Source organism: Cytophagales bacterium (assembly GCA_019456305.1).
Classification (GTDB): domain Bacteria; phylum Bacteroidota; class Bacteroidia; order Cytophagales; family VRUD01; genus VRUD01.
Genome location: VRUD01000081.1, coordinates 1 through 19,684 on the forward strand (window position 1 = coordinate 1; position 19,684 = coordinate 19,684).

Consider the following 19,684-nt stretch of genomic DNA (forward strand, 5'->3'; position numbering starts at 1 on the left):
ATAAGCTCATTCACCTTTAGCTGCCTTTCAGCCGGGTTGGGCGCCTGCCTTATTTCTTTCATAATTCTTCTCTCAGCGGCAGGCAATGTATCAAATGGTACCTTTTCATGAAAATCAATATCAATTGATATAGGACATAATTGAAATGTCGGGCAGCATGAATTATTATTTTTGATTACATGACAGATATCTATTGTTACACCAGCGCTGCTATTAAATGGTACAACATTTGGAAATGAAAAATTTGGCGTATGGCTATGATAAGTAAAGCTGCCTGTTGCCCTTGCTGATGTAATAATAAAAATATGAGAATTACCATTATTAAAATCATTCCCTGCGGGATTTTTTGGATTATTTGGGAAACAGAGTCCCTGGTGATCTTTCATATCAGCCGGTATGGTCACCCAATTCCCAAAGCCGTCCTGGAAGCGGTGATTAACGATAGTCCATGCAGAAGCTACATTATTGGTATGCACATTGCATTTAATGCTGAGCAAAGGATTGTCGCCTCTCGCATCAATATCTCTCCAGCAATCGGTGAATGTATTATCATTAGATATAACGCCACCCAGATCGCCTGAATTGATACAGAATATTGCGTACTGCGCTACGTCAAAAATATTGGCTTTTATTATAAAACCCGATGTATTGAGCAAATAAATACCGAAGAAAACAGACCGGTGCGCGGGGTCTATCACGAAGCCATGAAATTCATTGCCTGTGATCAGATCAAATCTGCCGCCTTCAATGCGTATAGGAACTATTACATCGGTGAAGATATTATTTGTGATAATAAACCTGCTTTCTATGGTAGAGAGAGAATTTATGGAAAAAATACCCCGGTTAACATCTGTAAAAGTATTATTATTAAGCGTAATATTGCGGGCGCCAGTGGAAAGAATACCCCAGTTAACGTCTGTAAAAACATTATTATTGATAGTAATATTGTGAGCAACTACAACTTGAATTGAAGTAGGCCTCTGAGTGCCTGTAAATCCGGATAAAATATTACGGAAGGTATCATTTTCAAACAGCACACCGGAAACTGCAGGTCCAATCACCACAAATTTATGTGGGGCAGTTGAGCCGCTGCGCAGCGGCTGGGTACTTTCAAAGGTACAATTTTTAAAAAAGCTGGGGTTAAAACCGTTATTTCCTATACTTGTTACATTATAGCTTACATCATTATCACCAAAAACGCTGTTCTGTGCCTCTACTATTCCCTGGCCGAATATCCCCTGTTGTGCATGTACGACCACAGATGAACTGTCCATAATTAATCTGCCGTAAAGAATTTGGTCACCAGGTAATATTTCAGCCTGTACATTTACACCCTGCCAGGGGGTTTCGCAGGGTACATCAAGCCCGGTGAAAGTCGTTCTAAAAGCGGTCAGCGTTGCATCGGGTTCAATAATTATTAAGCCGGATAGACCAAATTCAAAGACCAGATCCAGCATAGTGATCTGAATACCTGCAGGAATGGTCAATGTATCTTCAATAAAGATAGTATCTTTTCCGGGAGCTATCGGGTTATTAGCGGGTGTCCATGTTTGTGATACCGTAGCAGTAAAGCTTGTTGTATCAAAGTTGATCACATGCACGAAAACTGCATCTGTATTCTGGCAGCCCAATGTAGTATCAGTTACTGTCAATACATAAGTAGTGGGAGCATCCGGGCTGGCAAATGGGTTGGATATATTTGGATCATCCAGACCGATTACCGGTGTCCAGGAATAAACTAAGCCAACGCTTGGTGAAACACCAATATTACCAGGGGTACAAAAAAGATCAGGGCCTGCATTTGCCGGAGGCGGTGGTACAGCAGTTACTGATAAAGTATCGAAATTCACGCAGCCTGTAATGGTATCGGTTACGGTTAAAGTGTATATATTTGAATCCTCAGGATTACAGGTTGGTGGCGAAACGTTAGGATTAGCAGTATCAGGATCATCTAAACCAATAATAGGCGTCCAGCTATATAAAAAGGAATCTACGACTATTTTGGGGCCAATCACAGCGCTATCTCCACAGCAAAGAATGATGTCAGTGCCTGCATCTGCCACTGGATTTCCGACTGTTATCAACATAGTATCAAAATTTATGCAGTTTGTAGCACTATCCTCTACTGTTAAAATATATTGGGTAGTAATAGAAGGAAACGCTAAAGGATTTGGTATTTCGGCATCATCTAATCCTGTAAAGGGTAACCAACTGTAAAATAAGGTAGTATCAACTATTTGAGGACCGATAACAATAGTATCTCCAAAGCAAATGCTTGTATCAGGGCCGGCATTTGCGATTGGTTGGGGGATCACGGTTACTATTACCGTATCAGAATCTATACAACTCGTAGTGGTGTCGGTTACTGTTAATACATATTGCGTGGTAAAAACCGGGAAAGCAATGGGGTTTGCTAAGGTTGTATCATTTAAGCCTGAAGATGGAGACCATACATATAATAATGTGGTATCTGAAGGCTGGGCGCTGAAAGTAATACTATCTCCACAAAAGATAGTTGTATCCGTGCCTGCATCTGCAATAGATGGAGGCTCATTTATGGTTGCAATGGCAGTTACTGAACAGCCTAAAACATCTGTTATTGTAACAATGTATGTTCCGGCTGTTAATCCTGTCGCAGTATCTGAGGTTTGTGGCGGTGTTGTATTCCACAAATAGGAAAAAGGAGGTATGCCATTTGATACGGTAACAGTTGCTTCTCCGTCATTAAAACCAAAACATGATACATTTTTAATTGAATCAATAGAGGCTGAAAAAGCAGTTGATTGATTTATTATTACACTATCAGTAATAGCACATCCATTTACATCTGTAACTGTAACCTGATAAGTACCGAAAATAGGGAATACAAATGGAGTTGTATTAGGTATATTTGGATCCCATTGAATAGAATAAGGAGGAATACCACCAGTTACAGTTACAATTGCAAATCCACGAAAAAAACCAGAACAAGGTGGAGAATAGGCGCTTGATTTAATTGATACCACGGGCGAATCATTTATTGTTACACTATCAGATTCAATACAGCCATTGGTGTCAGTTACAGTCACATTGTAGGTACCAGCATTTAAACCTGTTGCAGTTGGTGTTGTTTGTAAACCGGTATCACTCCAAAGATAAGTATAGGGTGGAACTCCTCCTGATATGTTTACTGTGACTTCTCCACCATTTAAACCTTCGCAGAAATTTGTAGAGCTGTTTATAGAATGATTAAGTGGGAGTGGTTGATTAATAGTAACACTTAAACCTGGGGTACAACTATCAGAATCAGTTACAATTACAGCATAAATTCCACTTGGTAAATTTAAAATATCTTGCGTGGTATCTCCTGTCGACCACAAATAGGAATATGGGGGCATACCTCCACTTACAGTTAAATCTATAGAACCATCGCTACCTCCACTACACGATACATCTGTTTTAATTGCAGCGAGCGATAATGTAGTTGGTTCATTTATAGTTATGTTTTCGATGGCTGTACAACCAGCCGAATCGTTTACTGTTAAGATATAGGTACCTGCACTAAGACCACTAATACTTGAATCAGTAAGAATTGAATCCCCAATTTGCCATTCATAAATATAGGGTGATATTCCACCTGAAGGAATTACAGAGGCAGTACCATTATTAGCTGAACATGATGTTTCATCTGTTGTAGATATGGTCAGTGTAACAGGGTTTGTGACTGTTATTTTTACAGTATCTATTGCTTCGCAATTTGCATTCGTAGCTGGTAATACAACAGTAGAAGGAAGTAAGGGCAATGTTCTTTTTAATTCAAAGGTAGTGGTTTGGTTTAAATTTACTATTATTTGGTCTGTATTTCCAATAACTGTAGTATCAGTTATATCTCTCCATTCAAATATTGTACTATCAACAGAACATAATGGTTCACCTATTGTAATATCACCACAAGCAATAGTATCATCAGTTCCGGCTGAATGAAAATATTCTATTAACTCAATCCTATCAACGTGAAGCCAATCAGGTAATCCAATTTGTTGGGGATAAATCCACAAATAATCATAATCTTGATTTGCAGTAAAGCAAACTACTATTTGCTCCCAGACAGTATTATTAACATTTAAATTTATTTCATGTAAAATTGTTTGTGATAAAATAGGTGTCGAAGGAATAGTATTAAAAGAAGTTAGAGGAAACATAGTAGAATCACCACTATCCAATAACTTTACATAAACGTTACTTAAATAATCTGTATTGCCTAGTTCATGGTTTCTTCTTCTTCTATAAAAAGAGAAAATATAATTATTACCTCCAACTACATTTATTGGTATAACAATACCTTCTCCCTGATTTGATGACATAGACCACATCTGAATAGCACCGGAATCAGGTACATTTATTCGGGTATCATAGTCAGGTGAACCATGTGAAACAAACCACTCATCTGTCCAATTTTGATTACCTACATTAAAATTACATATCATATTGCAGTTTGAAGGAGATGAACAGCCGTCCATCGCTCCGCAATTAACTACCTGAATTGTAATACATGTATAATTGCCTTGTTTTCCACCTGCTTCAACAGGTATGTAACGAAAAGTCATAATACCACTACCCCCAGGTATAAAGTCAAAAGAAATACCCGTATTGTTAATAATTGTTCCATTTGCATCTAATGGCTCAAGACAAGCAAAAGAAGCGGCATTCTTATCATTGACTAAGGGTGTAATGGTAATAGTATCACAGGATTCCATTATCTCGAAATCCGGCAAACCCGCTACATTTATTCCTCCGGAAGGCAAACCGGTAATTGTATCTCCGAAATTACCCGTTATTGCATAACCAATATCCAATAATACATAAACATCCTCATTGGTTGGAATTCGTTTATTTTCACCCTGGCCAATGGCAGGATGCATCACATAATCTACAAAAGGGCTGGAACAAGTGTTATCTAGGTGGCTAAGGCTTGAACCAACTTTATAGGTAGAGGGTGCAAAAACAGGGATTTGAATACCCGCTGAAGGGCTATTGAATTTAATGTTTGAACAACTGGAAGTAATAACACTATCAGGGTTTTGAAATGCAGGGTTAAAGATCGCATTATAGCATCCGTCCCAGTCTATCAAAGAAACACCGGTTGAGGTTTCTAAATAGGTATCATACCGTGAATAAAAATCTTTACCTGCAGCAGAAAATATACTCTGCCCGTTTGCCCCAATTAACGATCCGAAGTCAAATAAGTGGAGCGCTTCGTGTAACAGTACCGTATAAAGATCATATTTATCAAAAGGTATTGTTGGTGACGTATCGTAGTACCAGAAATCGGATAAATTATCAAATTTAACATTTATAAATCCGTCAAAGGTATTTGGTTCATTACTTTCACTATTGATAGCGTTCCAAACAAATCCATCTATTATTCCATTATTTTCTGCTAAAGTATTAGTACATGTCTTATAATAAGGGGATGCAGATGCCAAGACACCAGTTATTGGGTTAAACGCACTTGATTTTATCTCAATATTTACAGGATCTGGTGTGCTGGCAAAAAGTGCAGAAAGATCTGTAAAGACCTGGCAAACAACATTTTTCCGAAGTTGACCAAGAGTATCACTTCCAATTAGTGTTGGATCATCGAAACCTACACCCGTTCCTGATGCCCGATCCTTGAATGTTAGCTTAAAGAAACCCGCTGTACATTGATGAGAATGGTGGATAATATGCTCATCTGAGGGTATGATTAAATCTTGCAGACCAGGAACATTACCAAATCTATCGAAAGTAATCGGTTCATTTAATGAATCTATTTGTGCAAATATAATTTTAGGTAAAAGTAATCCTAAAATTATAAACGGATAGAAAAATTTGGTCTTCATAGCATTAATAAGGGTTGATGGTTTTTGCTTGGAATACAAAAAGAAATAAAAAGCAAAGATAATTCAAAAAGATAACAAAAACAAATAATACCTAACCATCGCTATTTTTTTATTTAACGGATCAACGTTCACCCTGTGGCTTCAACGTATCAGGGTAACATCCCCGTTCTTACTTTCCTTCGTCCCGTCAAAATACGCTACCTCTACATAATATACAAAAACGCCAAGATTCAGCTCAGTTCCATGAAGTGTGCCGTCCCATCCGTGTTCAGGAAGATTAGCTTCAAAATCATTCTTTTCAAATATCTTTTCACCCCAGCGGTTATAAACTACAAAAGTTATAACATTATCAATTCCAATCCCCCTGATATAAAGTGTATCATTTTTTTCATCCTCGTTTGGAGAAAAAGCGCTGGGAATAAAAAGCTCTTTACGGCAATCTTCCCTGATCGTAACGGTTAATTCATTGCTAAGCTCACCGGTACAACCCAGGTTTGTTGCTATAACGGTAATGGCATCACCATTTTTTATTTCAGTTGTAGAGTAAGTATTACTCACACTATCCTGCACCGAATCAGCGTTAACAAAAAATACATAATCGTCATAGACCGAAAGGGTCGCAGTAAAAGTGATATTATCTCCTTCACAAATTGTATTGTTAAGGGTTGTTAATGTTACAACAGGTAAGGCATTAACGGTAACTACTGTAGTATCTGAAAATGTACACTTGCCATCAGATAGTGTGTAAGTGATCGAATGCAACCCTGCAACTGTAGCTCCGGGAACAAAGATCCCCAAGGTGCTATCAGTGATACCATCACCTAACCACACTCCACCGGGAGGACTAAATCCGGCAAGCACAATAGAATCCCCTTTTTCACAAACAGAGGTATCAATCCCTGCATTAACAGGCAGCGCATTTACAGTAACTACCAAAGTATCTGTATCTGAACAGTTGGCATTAGAAAAAGTGTAAGTAACCAGATGATTCCCTGCACCTGTGAGAACAGGACTAAATATGCCTGCCAAGGTATCAATAATACCCAAACCCGACCATACCCCCCCAAGCGGGCTTCCGGTAAGCGTAATAGTACCGATACTGTCACAGGTGGTTGAAGTATCGTTTCCTGTAACGTTAGGAAAAGGAATTACTGTGGTTACAATAGCGCTACTGGGTGGGCTTGGACATCCTAAACAAGTTACTATCGCAACAATACTGTTTGTAGTATCCAGGTTTATTGTCGTAAAAACGCTGTCAGCGCTGCTTTGCACTAAGGTGGCTCCATCATAAAAATCATAAGTGCCGCATCCTGAAGGGTTTGCTGTAAAAGTAATGCTCTCACCACTGCATATCGTATCCTTATTGCTGATCAATGCCGCTATGGGTATGGGATTTACGGTAAAGATCAATGAATTGCTCACCGGGCCAATACAATCTGCACTGCTCGTAGCAATTACAGTGATAATATCACCATCACTCAGACTATCTGTTGTATAGGTACTATCCGTACTATTTTGTAAAATGGCGTTGATAAAAAATTCGTAAGTGTTGGAACCGGCAGCAGATGCAGTGATTGTTACCGTATCCCCATCGCAGATAGTGGTACCCATATCTGAGCTCAATGTAACATTGGGCAATGGATTAACAGTAAAAACTATTGTATTACTAAGAGGGCCCGGACAATAAATGTCTGAAGCAATCACTACAATACTATCGCCATCTGTTAAGGTTGTGATAGTAAAGGTATTCATAGTATCTGACTGAACAGAGCTTGCACCAATAAAAAACTCATAATTAACAAACCCTGCAGGAGAGGCTGTAAATAGCACACTATCTCCAACACAAATTGTAGTATCCGAACTGCTTAAAGCAATGGCTGGCCCTGAAAGTACTGCAATGGATACAGCATTGCCCGGAACAGAAGGGCAACCCAAATGCGTTGCCACAACCGTGATCGTATCACCGGGTTGTAAATTTGTGGCGCTGTAAGTATTGTTCGAACTATCCTGGAGTGATGTTGCTCCTGAAAAGAACTCATAGCTGTCATACCCTCCGGGAGAAGCTGTAAAAATTATACTATCGCCAAAACAAATCGTATCAGCAGTACTTGTTAAGATCACCGGCTGAGGCGGATTTACTGCAAAAAACAAAGTATTCGTCACACCGGCACAACCGAAACTGCTTATAGCCGCTACAACAATGCTGTCTCCATCGGTTAAATTTGTAGTGGTATAGGTATTGCTTAGTCCGGACTGAACAAATGTGCCTCCAACATAAAATTCATAATTATTGATACCCGATGGGTTTACGGTAAATGTCACTGAATCTCCTACACAAATTGTACTATTAGAGTCAGAGCTGCTCAAAGTTACAGCAGGCACAGGATTCACGGTAATTGTAATGGAATTGCTTGAAGGCCCGAGGCATAAAAGCAGATTGGGTACTATTACAGTGATACTATCTCCATTTGTTAAGGTATCTGTTGTAAAAACATTTCCCGAACCTGATTGGACCAGGGTGGTATCAACATAAAAATCATAGAATGCATAAGTAGCCGGTGATGCAGTAAAAATTATACTGTCTCCCTGGCATATTGTGCTGTCCGGCTCAGAATTAGTCAATAGGGCTGTGGGAATAGGCACAACCACCGGTGCCAGTATAGCGCTCGGATTGGTAAAACAGTTGCCAACAAATGCAGAAACAACTACTGAGTCGCCTGTTAATAATCCTGTTGTTGTAAAAATACTATCCGGGCTATTCTGTACTGAAACACCGTTAATAAAGAACTCATAGCTGATATAACCTGGGGGGGACGCAATAAAAGTTATGGAATCGCCAAGACAAATACTGTCGTTAGATGCTGCCAGGTCAACATTGAATGTGTTTGCAATTACGGTCACCGTGGTGGTATCGCGTACGCGTCCGCAGCAGGAAGTGGTTACCCATAATTCTATGGTATATGTTCCGGGAGAGCTGAAATAGATACTGTCAACTGTTTGGAAAGCAGGCCCGGCTACAGTATCCGGATTTGCCATACTACCAAATATCCATTCGTAATAGCTGCCTGTAATAGAGGTGATAAACGAATTTGGACAGCCTACCGTATCGGTTCCATTACCAGGAGTAATGGAAGGCGTAAGCCCGCTGCTGAAAATATCTACATAATCGGTAAAAGCAGTACCGTTAAAAGTAATGGTCTTTCTTCCTGTTGTTGAATAGATTACAGAATGTGGGCCGGCACCTGAAGCTGTTGCAGGAGCCGCGTTGGCGCCAAAACCCCAGACGGCATTTGTGCTGCCGGTGAATATTACTTCAGCATTCACACAGCCCTTATTATCAACGGTAATGGTGGGTGGAGGTGGATTGCCGGGAACTGTTGTAATGCCTAAGTTTGAAACTGATATGCCACCGTTTTCACTTAATGCAACACTTTGGCCCGTTGCACCAGTTCCTCCATTTCCTCCATTTGCCCCGCTTCCGCCATTGCCGCCTGTCCCGCCAACGCTAAAAGGATGACAAGGCCCACCAGAACCTCCTGCACCTCCGGTTCCGCCAGAACCTCCACTACCACCAGCGCCACCAGCACCACCAGGTCCGGCAGGGCCTGGATTAAGACCGCAATCCTGGATGATCCCGGCAGCGCCATTATTAAATAAAAATATAGCATACGAAGAACCACCACCGGTACCACCTGTTCCGCCCTGGCCGCTTTCACCGCCTCCGCCACCACCACCACCGCTGCCGCCTACATCATCCGCACCGCTTTGCTGACGGCCTCCCCCACCACCTCCGCCACCGCCACCGCAACCATTCGCTCCGGCTATTCCTGTACCTCCGGTATCACCCGGAACAAAATACCCCGCTATAACCGAGCCGGAAGGACCAATACTACCTGAACCACCGGCAGGTGAACCGTTATCGCCATTTCCACCCGATGTTCCAGGTATTGAATTATTACAGGAAGGACTACAAAAAAAGCAATCATCATCACCTGTACCGGTAATTCCACCTGATCCACCACAGCCTGGCGATAAACCAGCCAAACCATTCGGGCCACCTTGCCATTTTCCACCTGGTGCACCAGTCCCGCCATTGTTTCCTCCGCCACCTGCTCCTCCTGTTCCGCCAGGTGCAGGAGCTTCCTGATCATTACCAGGCCCGCCTGGCAAACCAGTTGCCCCCGGAGTACCATTTGCTCCTGAAGTTCCATCAATACCAGGCGAACCAGCTCCGGTAGTAACAATACAACGCGTAATATTATAATTTGAACAACTGCTCAGGTAAATACCGTAAACAGAAATTTGATTTCCGGGAGCATTTGCCACTGTTACGGTAATATCCTGTAATCTGAAATTAGAAACAGTGTTGCCCATCAAGCCGATTGTTGATTTACTTGCAAGATCAGGATTGGAAGCGTCCCGCGCAATAACACTCTCTGTTCCGTTGCTTTTTTCCCAGGTTACTGAATTAAATCCACCTTCAATTGTTATACTATCCTGCAATTGTAATGCATTAGTAATGGGATAAGTACCCGTAGCCAGCCATAATCTTTTTGCGGAAGGAGTAACAAGCGTTAATCCGTAGCTAAGATCTGCCGGAGTGCTTCTTGTGCCTGCTGCTCCGCTTGTAGCGCCTCCTGGAGTTACGTATATGATATTACATTCCTGGGCATATAGAAAATTGGATCCCGAAACAATCGGGAAGAAATTGTAAAAAAGAGCAATAAAAATACAAGATAAGTTGACTTTCAGTAGATAGGCTTTCATTTTTTTATTTTTTTTTGCTACGTTTTCCTGCCACAAAGACACTAAGACACTAAGTTACACAAATTTTTTAAAATTATCTTTGTGTTTCTTTGTGCCTTGGTGGCAAGGATTTTTTTTAAAAAACCTCCTAATGGGCATCTCTAAAAACTACACCATACATTCCCCTCTATCAAGAGGGGCAAGGGGTGTGTTTTAAAAAATATGTAGTTTTTAGAGATGCCCTAATGCAAATAAACGCCAAATTTATCTTTATCATCCATTATTACCTCAATACGCTCTTTAATGGTTGTCGAAAGGGAGTAACCGACATAATCAGCGGAAACAGGAAAATTCCTGTGATTTCTATCAACCAAAACCGCTGTTTGAATTTTTTTAATCTCTGCATTGAGAAAAGGCTTTAAGCAGTAAGCCATCGTTCGTCCAGTATTCAAAACATCATCACATAATACAATAGACTTATTATTAATTAAAGGGGCATATTTATTCCCGTTCTTATCGTGATCTCCGGTAATTTTTATATCACTCTGCAGGGGAGCTTTCTTATCAACAAAAACCTTAAAAAGGGTTGTTTTGACAGGCGAGATTTTACAAAATTCGCTTTGAACTTGCAAAGCAAACAGGTACCCCTTATTTACGATCCCGGCAAAAATCAACTCCTGTTCATCAAAATTATTTTCATATATCTCAAAAGCTATGCGTTTTATCTTTTGCTTTACCTGATTTTTATTAAGGATTAGATGTTGTTGTGAAGCAACCATGTATTTGAAAATAATAGTTGGCAGTTGGCAATAGGCAGTTGGCAATATTGCCAACTGCCTATTGCCAACTGCCAACTGCTTTTTATTTAAACATAGACTTAATGCTCCCCCATGAACGTTGAACGGCTGTGGGATCATGTTGTATTGATGTGATGGAAATTTCATCGCCCTCGCTTGATCTTGTAATCAACCTGTACACGAGCGTTTGTGGATTATCACTGTTTTTATAGATATTATCATCTATAAAAAAATAATCTAAAGACCCGGTTGAATTAATGGTAATGATCTTTTTTTCAGGTTTATCATCTATCTTCCTGTAAAGATCAAATGAACCAACTCCCATATTATCATTTATCTCCCAGTCAAGCCTGATATCAACGCCCTGGTAGGAAGCAGTAAAGGATTTGATTACGACATTTAATGCCGTAACTGTTGAGAAAACAAATACCAGTAAAAACAATATGTTTGGAAACTTTTGGAACATTTTTAATAAAATTACTTTCGTATTCTTATCTACCATACCTTCCCAAAATCAAAATCAAATTTACAATCTCCCAAATCAAAAATAAAATGCTTATTTTTAGTTCCAAGCACTTTTGCATATTTTTTATTTTTCAACTCAAATACTTCAACCTTCTCTTCATCCTTATCTACAATGACATAATATCTTACACCTTGTGATTGGTAAATTTCATATTTTATTCCCCTGTCTTTATCTTTGGTTTTGGGAGAAAGAATTTCAAAAATCAATGAAGGTGGAAATTTTAAAAAGTCATCAGTAAATTTTCCACATATCACAGAAACATCAGGCTGCACTACAGTATCATCACTGATTATCCAATCCAGCGGCATAACGGCCTTACATTTTGGACAATTTTCCAGTTTTTGAGATAATTGAATTAATATTTTCCCATTAATTTCCTGATGTTTAAACACAGGTGTGGGAGACATTGCATAAGGCACACCATAAATTAGTTCCCAGTTACCCTCCCACCGGTAATAATCATCATAGGTATAATATGGCAGATATTTTTGTGCTAATCCCATAATCTTCAAAGATTAAAAACATAAAAAGTTTCATCGTACAAAGGTACTCATAATAATTGAAATTCAAAAAAATACTAGTACTTAATTTCATAAATAATAGTATTTAATTTAAATGGTTCACTCTTATGAATTATTCATTGAAAAAATGGTTATATGGCTTTATGGTTATATGGTTGATTAACAGTAATTTTAGCCATATAACCATATAACCATTTAACCATCATAAACAGATAACTTGAAGTCGAAAAAAGCGTATTCATAATTACGCTAATTTTTGACATTTGATACTAGTTTTTTAGCGTAAAATCTGAACCCACCCATTGATAACCGGACTTTCTGTTGTATACTCCTCCTTTGTACCATTTTTATCTACAGTGATCTTGCGGAGAGTGTTATTATTATCTAATTCAATCAAAAAGAAATAGGTACCATCGGGCAGGGGCCTCCCATTCATGTTATTGCCATCCCATACGATTCCATCCTTTTTATTATTATAATTTTCCCCTTCCCACACCTTATCTCCCCACCGGTTATAAATCGTTACTTTATTAGGCAGGCAAACAACACCATCAATGATCCAGCTATCGTTTACTTCATCCTTGTTAGGTGAAAATGCGCTAAGAATGAACAATTCACAGTCTTTACATAGAGCAGCGTTCAAAGATACGGTTACCGAATCATAATTAATGCATCCATTAGAATCCGTAACCGTTACAAAATAGATCGTAGCGGATGGTGGACTTGCAACAGGGTTGTTCACATTAATATTATCTAATCCTGAAGGCGGATCCCAAAGGTAAACAGTTCCCCCTGATGCTTGTAACTGAACACTTTCACCTTTACAAATAGTGGTATCAGGCCCGGCATCTGCTGCTGGCAGTTGATTGACAACTACCGTTACAGTATCTGTTCTTTGACAGGCGCCTTTTGACGAGGTCACTAAATAATTTGTTGTTATGGCAGGATTAACAACAAGAGCTGAACTTGTACTGATCGTGTCGATTGGAGTATTTTCTTCTGCCCACCAGTAAGAATTGGTTGTAGGGAAAGCGCTTATGATAGCGCTGCCTCCTATACAGAAACTACTCGGTTCAACTGAAGTAAAAACTTCCGGATCAACAGTTACGGTTACCGATTCAGTGTCAAAGCATCCATTTGCGGTATAAACTGTAACATAGTAGGTAGTTGTGTTTACTGGAAAAGCGATTGGATTGAAGACTGTATCGTTGGTCAAACTTATTGACGGTGTCCAATTGTAGATAATACCTCCGCCTGCTGTTAAGTTTGTGCTGTCTCCAAAGCAGATTGAAACGCCTAATCCTGCATTTACAACAGGTTTTGGACGTATGATAATAGCAGCAGAACCTGAAATGGCGCCACTGCAACCTGATGAATCAATTAAAGTCGTTAAAGTATATGTGGTATTGGAATTGAGGGTATCACTATTGAACGAAAAGGGGGTCGTGGAAATATTGTTGATAGTTATTGTATCAACACCATTTGTATAGCTTATGCTCCAGGGAGCATTTCCTGTAAAGTTTACCGTAATTGTGGAGTCTGTGGTTGAGGTATTAGAGCATATTGAATCAGTACCGCTTATGACTGCTGAAGATTGAATTGGTTGTGAGATGACAACAGTGTCTGAGAATGGGCAACCTGCAGAATCAGTTACAATTACCTCATAAGTTCCCGGACAAAGGCCCGTAGCTGTATCATTGGTTTGGTTAGCAGGATCATCCCATAGGTAAGTGTAAGGAGGAATACCTCCTGACGGAGATGCAGCAGCTACACCGTCACATGATCCAAAACATGAAACAGCATTGATCGTAGAAGCTGAGACAGCGCCCCCGCCACCAAGGCTATCCACAGCAGCAAAAACCGAATCAATACAACCCTTGCTATCTGTAATTATCAGCATATAAGCCCCTGCGCATAAGCTGTCAGCAGTTGAATCTGTTTGGACTGAAGGATCATTCCATAAATAAGAATAAGGAGCAGTACCTCCTGTTGGGGTTACTATGATCATTCCGTCACAATTTCCCCCGGTGCAGCCAATATTTTGCAAGAACAGGCTGTAGTTTAATTCAGCAGGTTCATTAATAGTTACAACTGCAAAAGTTTTGCATCCTAATGAATCGGTACCTTCAAAAATCCAGGTGCCCGGAGGTAAATTTACGGCAAAGGAATCAGTCTGAGCCGGTGTTGTATTCCACAAATAAACATACCCTGAATCGGCTGGCGTTCCTCCGGATAAAGAAACCGTAGCATTCCCATCATTTGCTCCAAAACAGTTGACATCATTTATAGAGGTAATCGTAGTAATAAAGGTGTCTGGGGCATTGATAACAGCAAACGCGGTATCTACACAGCCAGCGCTGTCTGTAACAGTTACAGTGTAAATGCCAGGCGCCAAGCCGGTAACTATAAATGAATCCGTAGCTGAAGGATCATTCCATAAATAAGTGTAAGGAGTTGTGCCGCCACTAACCAAAACAATAGCTGCACCCGCATTTGAAGAATCGCAGGTCGCATCAAGCTTGTTTGTAGTCAATGCCAATGAATCGGGTTGTGTAATTAATACGGTATCTGTGGATATACATCCCGCGCTATCAGTAACAGTAATGACATAGGTACCGGCAGTCAAGCCAGTCGCTGTATCATTGTTCCCACCGCCTGGTGACCAGTTGTATGTATATGGAAGCGTGCCTCCTGAAACTGATACTGTCGCTGCTCCGTCATTGCCTCCAAAACAATTCACTTCGCTAATGAGCATACCGCTTACAGCAGCTCCTCCAAGATCTGTTACGATCACAAACCCGGATTGTGAACAACTATTTGAATCGGTCACGATCACCGTATAATTACCGGAAGCCAAACCTGTTGCTATGGGGGTAGTCTGTGCCGGAGGTGCCCATAAATAAGTGTATGAACCGGCTCCTCCTGAAGCCGCAACTGTTGCTGTACCGTCAGCATTTCCACAGGTGGCTGGGTTTGAAGTTAACGATAAGGTGATGGCTGATGGTTCAGCGATGGTTACATTAGCAGAGGTCGAACAATTGTTTACATCAGTAACGGTAACTATATATGAACCGGGACCTAATCCAGTGGCGGTTGAGTTTGTTCCCCCGCTGGGTGACCATGAGTATGAATGTATCCCGGTACCACCTAAAGACGAAACCGTGGCAGCGCCGTCACCAAATCCGTTACAAGTAATATCTGAACTTGATATTATAGAGGCGGTTAAGGAATCAGGTTCAATGATGGTTGTATTAGCAATCGTCTGACAAAGGTTTGCGTCAGTTACAGTAACCGTATAGGTTCCCGGGCCTAAACCTGTGGCAGTAGAGTTTGTTCCTCCGCTGGGTAACCATAAGTATGAATGTGCTCCTGTACCTCCGGAAGATGAAACTGTAGCAGTGCCGTCACCAAACCCATTACAGGTAATATCTGAACTTGATATTATGGAGGCAGACAAGGTAGCAGGTTCAGTGATCGTTACAGGCGCTGAGGTACCGGAACAGTTGTTAGCATCCGTAACAGTAACTGTATAATTACCCGCAGCCAGGCCTGTGGCAGTTGCACCGGATCCTCCGCTGGGAGACCAGGAATAAGTATAGCCGGGGGTACCTCCTGAAGGAGTGACAGTAGCAGAGCCATCGCTGGCTCCGTTACAGGAGATATTGGCGCTGGAAGTGATACTCGCTGTTGGTGCGGCATTCACGCTGATAGCATAACAGCTTGCAACGCTTGTTCCGCAGCCATTGCCTGCTGTTACGCAAACATTACCGGACGTAGCGCCAAAATCAACAGTAATTGAAATGGTGTTTTGTCCTGCTGTTATGGCAGCTCCTGCCGGTACGGTCCAATTGTATGAAGTAGCCCCGGCTACAGATGAGATGGAATAACTTACGCTTGTTTGACCGAAGCATACGGTGTCGGGACCAGTGATGGCTCCGGGAGTGGATGGTGGTACGCAAGAAGGGCAACCACCAATTGTGTCAATATAGACATCTTCTACGTAATAATAAGCAAATGAATTACCAAAAGGTGCATTACTATTAACACACACAACTGTGGTATTTACATCATCTTTAAAATTACCAATTATAATATACGCTTCACCGCCTGCAGCAATATAGGTGCCGTCAATTAATACCCAGTTAATTGCATCAGTTATAACACCACTAGTATTTACTATTTGTGGAGTAAAAGGCAAAGCACCTGAATCAGGATCACTAATAGCAGTATTAGAAAAATACAATCCAATATCATCAGTGGCATAACGAACACTATCAGCTAAAGATACATAAAATTGGACACAATAGGTTACTCCTGCCGCTAAAGGTGTAGTTAATTGTACTTGCATATATTCTCTCCAAGGAGGAGAAGTATCAGGATTAGGGCAGGGGCAGGGAGGCAGCAGACAAGGAAAGTCTTCATAAGCGATAAAACCTGCATACCCCACTCCTGATCTCGCCACCTGGTATCCTAAAAGATTATCAGGAACATCAACCGAAGAGGCACCAGGGCAAAAAGGAGGGCAACAAATAGGAGGACAAAAGGGGTCAACATAACATGCATTATAATAATCCGGAGTAGCCTGATTCGGATTATTCCATGGCACTGCCAAATCAAACTGGCTAATGCCTGTTGGGCACGAGCTATAATTTTCAAAGTCCCCGTTGGGTACCAAGTTTTGGGCAAAAGTAATATTGAAGCCTTGTAAGATACAAAATAAAAAGAGAAAATGCTTTTTCATGTGGATTAAAAGAATTTGAACAAATTTATAATAATTTAATATAACCATCTTATAATTTACCTCATGATCTGCACCCATCCCTGAATAATCGGTCTTTCTGTTTTATACTCCTCATCTGTACCATTTTTCCGCACAGTGATCTTGCGGACAGGATTTTTATTATCTAATTCAATCAAAAAGAAATAGGTACCATCGGGCAGAGGCCTGCCATGCTGGTTCGTGCCGTCCCATACTATTCCATCCTTTTTATTATTATAATCTTTCCCTTCCCACACCTTATCTCCCCACCTGTTATAAATTATTACTTTATTAGGTGTACAATCAACACCATCAATGATCCAATTTTCGTTTACTTCATCAACGTTAGGTGAAAATCCGCTAAGAATGAACAATTCACAGTCTTTACATAGAGCAGCATTCAAAGATACGGTTACCGAATCATAATTAATGCATCCATTAGAATCCGTAACCGTTACAAAATAGATCGTAGCGGATGGTGGACTTGCAACAGGGTTGTTCACATTAATATTATCTAATCCTGAAGGCGGATCCCAAAGGTAAACAGTTCCCCCTGATGCTTGTAACTGAACACTTTCACCTTTACAAATAGTGGTATCAGGCCCGGCATCTGCTGCTGGCAGTTGATTGACAACTACCGTTACAGTATCTGTTCTTTGACAGGCGCCTTTTGACGAGGTCACTAAATAATTTGTTGTTATGGCAGGATTAACAACAAGAGCTGAACTTGTACTGATCGTGTCGATTGGAGTATTTTCTTCTGCCCACCAGTAAGAATTGGTTGTAGGGAAAGCGCTTATGATAGCGCTGCCTCCTATACAGAAACTATCCGGTTCAACATCAGGGGTAACTTCCGGATCAACAGTTACTTTTACCGAATCAGTGTCAAAGCATCCATTTGCAGTATAAACTGTAACATAGTAGGTAGTTGCGTTTACTGGAAAAGCGATTGGATTGAAGACTGTATCGTTGGTCAAACTTGTTGCAGGCGTCCAATTGTAGATAATACCTCCGCCTGCTGTTAAGTTTGTACTGTCTCCAAAGCAAATTGAAACGTCTGATCCTGCATCTGCAACAGGTTTTGGACGCATGATAATAGCAGCAGAACCTGAAATGGCGCCACTGCAGCCTGATGCATCAATTAAAGTGGTTAATGTGTATGTGGTATTGGAATTCAAGGTATCGCTATTGAAAGATATGGTACTTGTATTAATAGTATCGGTTATTGTATCAATCCCATTTGTGTAGCTTATGATCCATGGAGCATTCCCAGTTAAGTTTACAGTAACAGGATAATTTATTGTTGAGGTATTAGGGCATATTGAATCAGTACCGCTTATGACTGCTGAAGATTGAATTGGTTGTGAGATGACAACCGTGTCTGAGAATGGGCAACCTGCAGAATCAGTTACAATTACCTCATAAGTTCCCTGGCACAAGCTGTCGGCTGTTAGGGTGGTTTGTGCAAGCGAGTCATTCCATTGGTAAATGTAAGGAGGAATGCCTCCTGACGGAGATGCAACAGCTATACCGTCACATAATCCAAAACATGAAACAGCAACAATCGTAGAAGCTAAGACAGCGCCCCCACCGCCAAGGGTATTCACAGTAGCAAATGACGAATCAATACAACCTTTGCTATCTGTAATTGTCAGCATATAAGTTCCTGCGCATAAGCTGTCAGCAGTTGAATCAGTTTGGGCTGTAGAATCATTCCATAAATAAGAATAAGGGGGAGTACCGCCTGTTGGAGCTACTATGATCATTCCGTCACAATTTCCTCCGGTGCAGCCAATATGTTGAATAAAAATAAGGCTGTCTTTTAATTCAGCAGGTTCATTAATAGTTACAACTGCAAAAGTTTTGCATCCTAATGAATCGGTACCTTCAAAAATCCAGGTGCCCGGAGGTAAATTTACGGCAAAGGAATCAGTCTGAGCCGGTGTTGTATTCCACAAATAAACATACCCTGAATCGGCTGGCGTTCCTCCGGATAAAGAAACCGTAGCATTCCCATCATTTGCTCCAAAACAGTTGACATCATTTATAGAGGTAATCGTAGTAATAAAGGTGTCTGGGGCATTGATAACAGCAAACGCGGTATCTACACAGCCAGCGCTGTCTGTAACAGTTACAGTGTAAATGCCAGGCGCCAAGCCGGTAACTATAAATGAATCCGTAGCTGAAGGATCATTCCATAAATAAGTGTAAGGAGTTGTGCCGCCGCTAACCAAAACAATGGCTGCACCTGCATTTGAAGAATCGCAGGTCGCATCAAGCTTGTTTATGGTTAATGCCAATGAATCGGGTTGTGTAATTACTATGGTATCTGTGGATATACATCCCGCGCTATCAGTAACGGTAATGACATAGGTACCGGCAGTCAGGCCTGTCGCAGTATCATTGTTCCCACCGCCTGGTGACCAGTTGTATGTATATGGAAGCGTGCCTCCTGAAACTGATACTGTCGCTGC

General features: G+C 40.8%; 7 protein-coding genes and 1 pseudogene. 1 reads left to right on the forward strand and 7 read right to left on the reverse strand.

Annotated features, from left to right (window positions below):
- Together FVQ77_14635 and FVQ77_14640 are read right to left on the reverse strand one after the other, a co-directional pair.
- Positions 1–5,861: hypothetical protein (locus tag FVQ77_14635; GenBank protein ID MBW8051544.1), on the reverse strand; the 5,861-nt coding region annotated here is incomplete at its 3' end.
- Positions 5,862–6,002: 141 nt separating this feature from the next.
- The gene (locus FVQ77_14640) at positions 6,003–8,897 is read right to left on the reverse strand and encodes a gliding motility-associated C-terminal domain-containing protein (protein ID MBW8051545.1); all 2,895 of its coding nucleotides are present in this window, start codon (positions 8,895–8,897) and stop codon (positions 6,003–6,005) included.
- 418 nt (positions 8,898–9,315) lie between these two features.
- On the opposite strand from FVQ77_14640, the pseudogene FVQ77_14645 reads away from it, so the two are divergent.
- Positions 9,316–9,459 (forward strand): annotated as a pseudogene (locus tag FVQ77_14645) (DUF3494 domain-containing protein).
- A 1,390-nt stretch (positions 9,460–10,849) separates the two neighbouring features.
- Here FVQ77_14645 and FVQ77_14650 read toward each other — a convergent pair.
- The 5 genes from FVQ77_14650 to FVQ77_14670 all read right to left on the reverse strand — a co-directional run.
- Positions 10,850–11,386: a phosphoribosyltransferase gene (locus FVQ77_14650; protein ID MBW8051546.1), complete on the reverse strand. Its 537-nt coding sequence runs from the start codon at positions 11,384–11,386 to the stop codon at positions 10,850–10,852.
- An 82-nt stretch (positions 11,387–11,468) separates the two neighbouring features.
- The gene (locus tag FVQ77_14655) at positions 11,469–11,870 is read right to left on the reverse strand and encodes a hypothetical protein (protein MBW8051547.1); all 402 of its coding nucleotides are present in this window, start codon (positions 11,868–11,870) and stop codon (positions 11,469–11,471) included.
- A gap of 29 nt (positions 11,871–11,899) precedes the next feature.
- On the reverse strand, positions 11,900–12,433 hold the full coding sequence (locus FVQ77_14660) for a Uma2 family endonuclease (GenBank protein ID MBW8051548.1): 534 nt from the start codon (positions 12,431–12,433) through the stop codon (positions 11,900–11,902).
- Between the two features lie 295 nt (positions 12,434–12,728).
- On the reverse strand, positions 12,729–17,270 hold the full coding sequence (locus FVQ77_14665; GenBank protein ID MBW8051549.1) for a T9SS type B sorting domain-containing protein: 4,542 nt from the start codon (positions 17,268–17,270) through the stop codon (positions 12,729–12,731).
- A partial coding sequence (locus FVQ77_14670) for a T9SS type B sorting domain-containing protein (GenBank protein ID MBW8051550.1) occupies positions 17,249–19,684 on the reverse strand: 2,436 nt, incomplete at its 5' end. The genes FVQ77_14670 and FVQ77_14665, both read right to left, overlap by 22 nt.

Excerpts from the sequence above, each read along its gene's own strand:
- FVQ77_14640 (MBW8051545.1), bottom strand. The coding sequence starts at position 8,897 with ATGGCAAATCCGGATACTGTAGCCGGGCCTGCTTTCCAAACAGTTGAC.
- FVQ77_14650 (MBW8051546.1), bottom strand. The coding sequence starts at position 11,386 with ATGGTTGCTTCACAACAACATCTAATCCTTAATAAAAATCAGGTAAAG.
- FVQ77_14655 (MBW8051547.1), bottom strand. The coding sequence starts at position 11,870 with ATGTTCCAAAAGTTTCCAAACATATTGTTTTTACTGGTATTTGTTTTC.
- FVQ77_14660 (MBW8051548.1), bottom strand. The coding sequence starts at position 12,433 with ATGGGATTAGCACAAAAATATCTGCCATATTATACCTATGATGATTAT.
- FVQ77_14665 (MBW8051549.1), bottom strand. The coding sequence starts at position 17,270 with ATGGGTGCAGATCATGAGGTAAATTATAAGATGGTTATATTAAATTAT.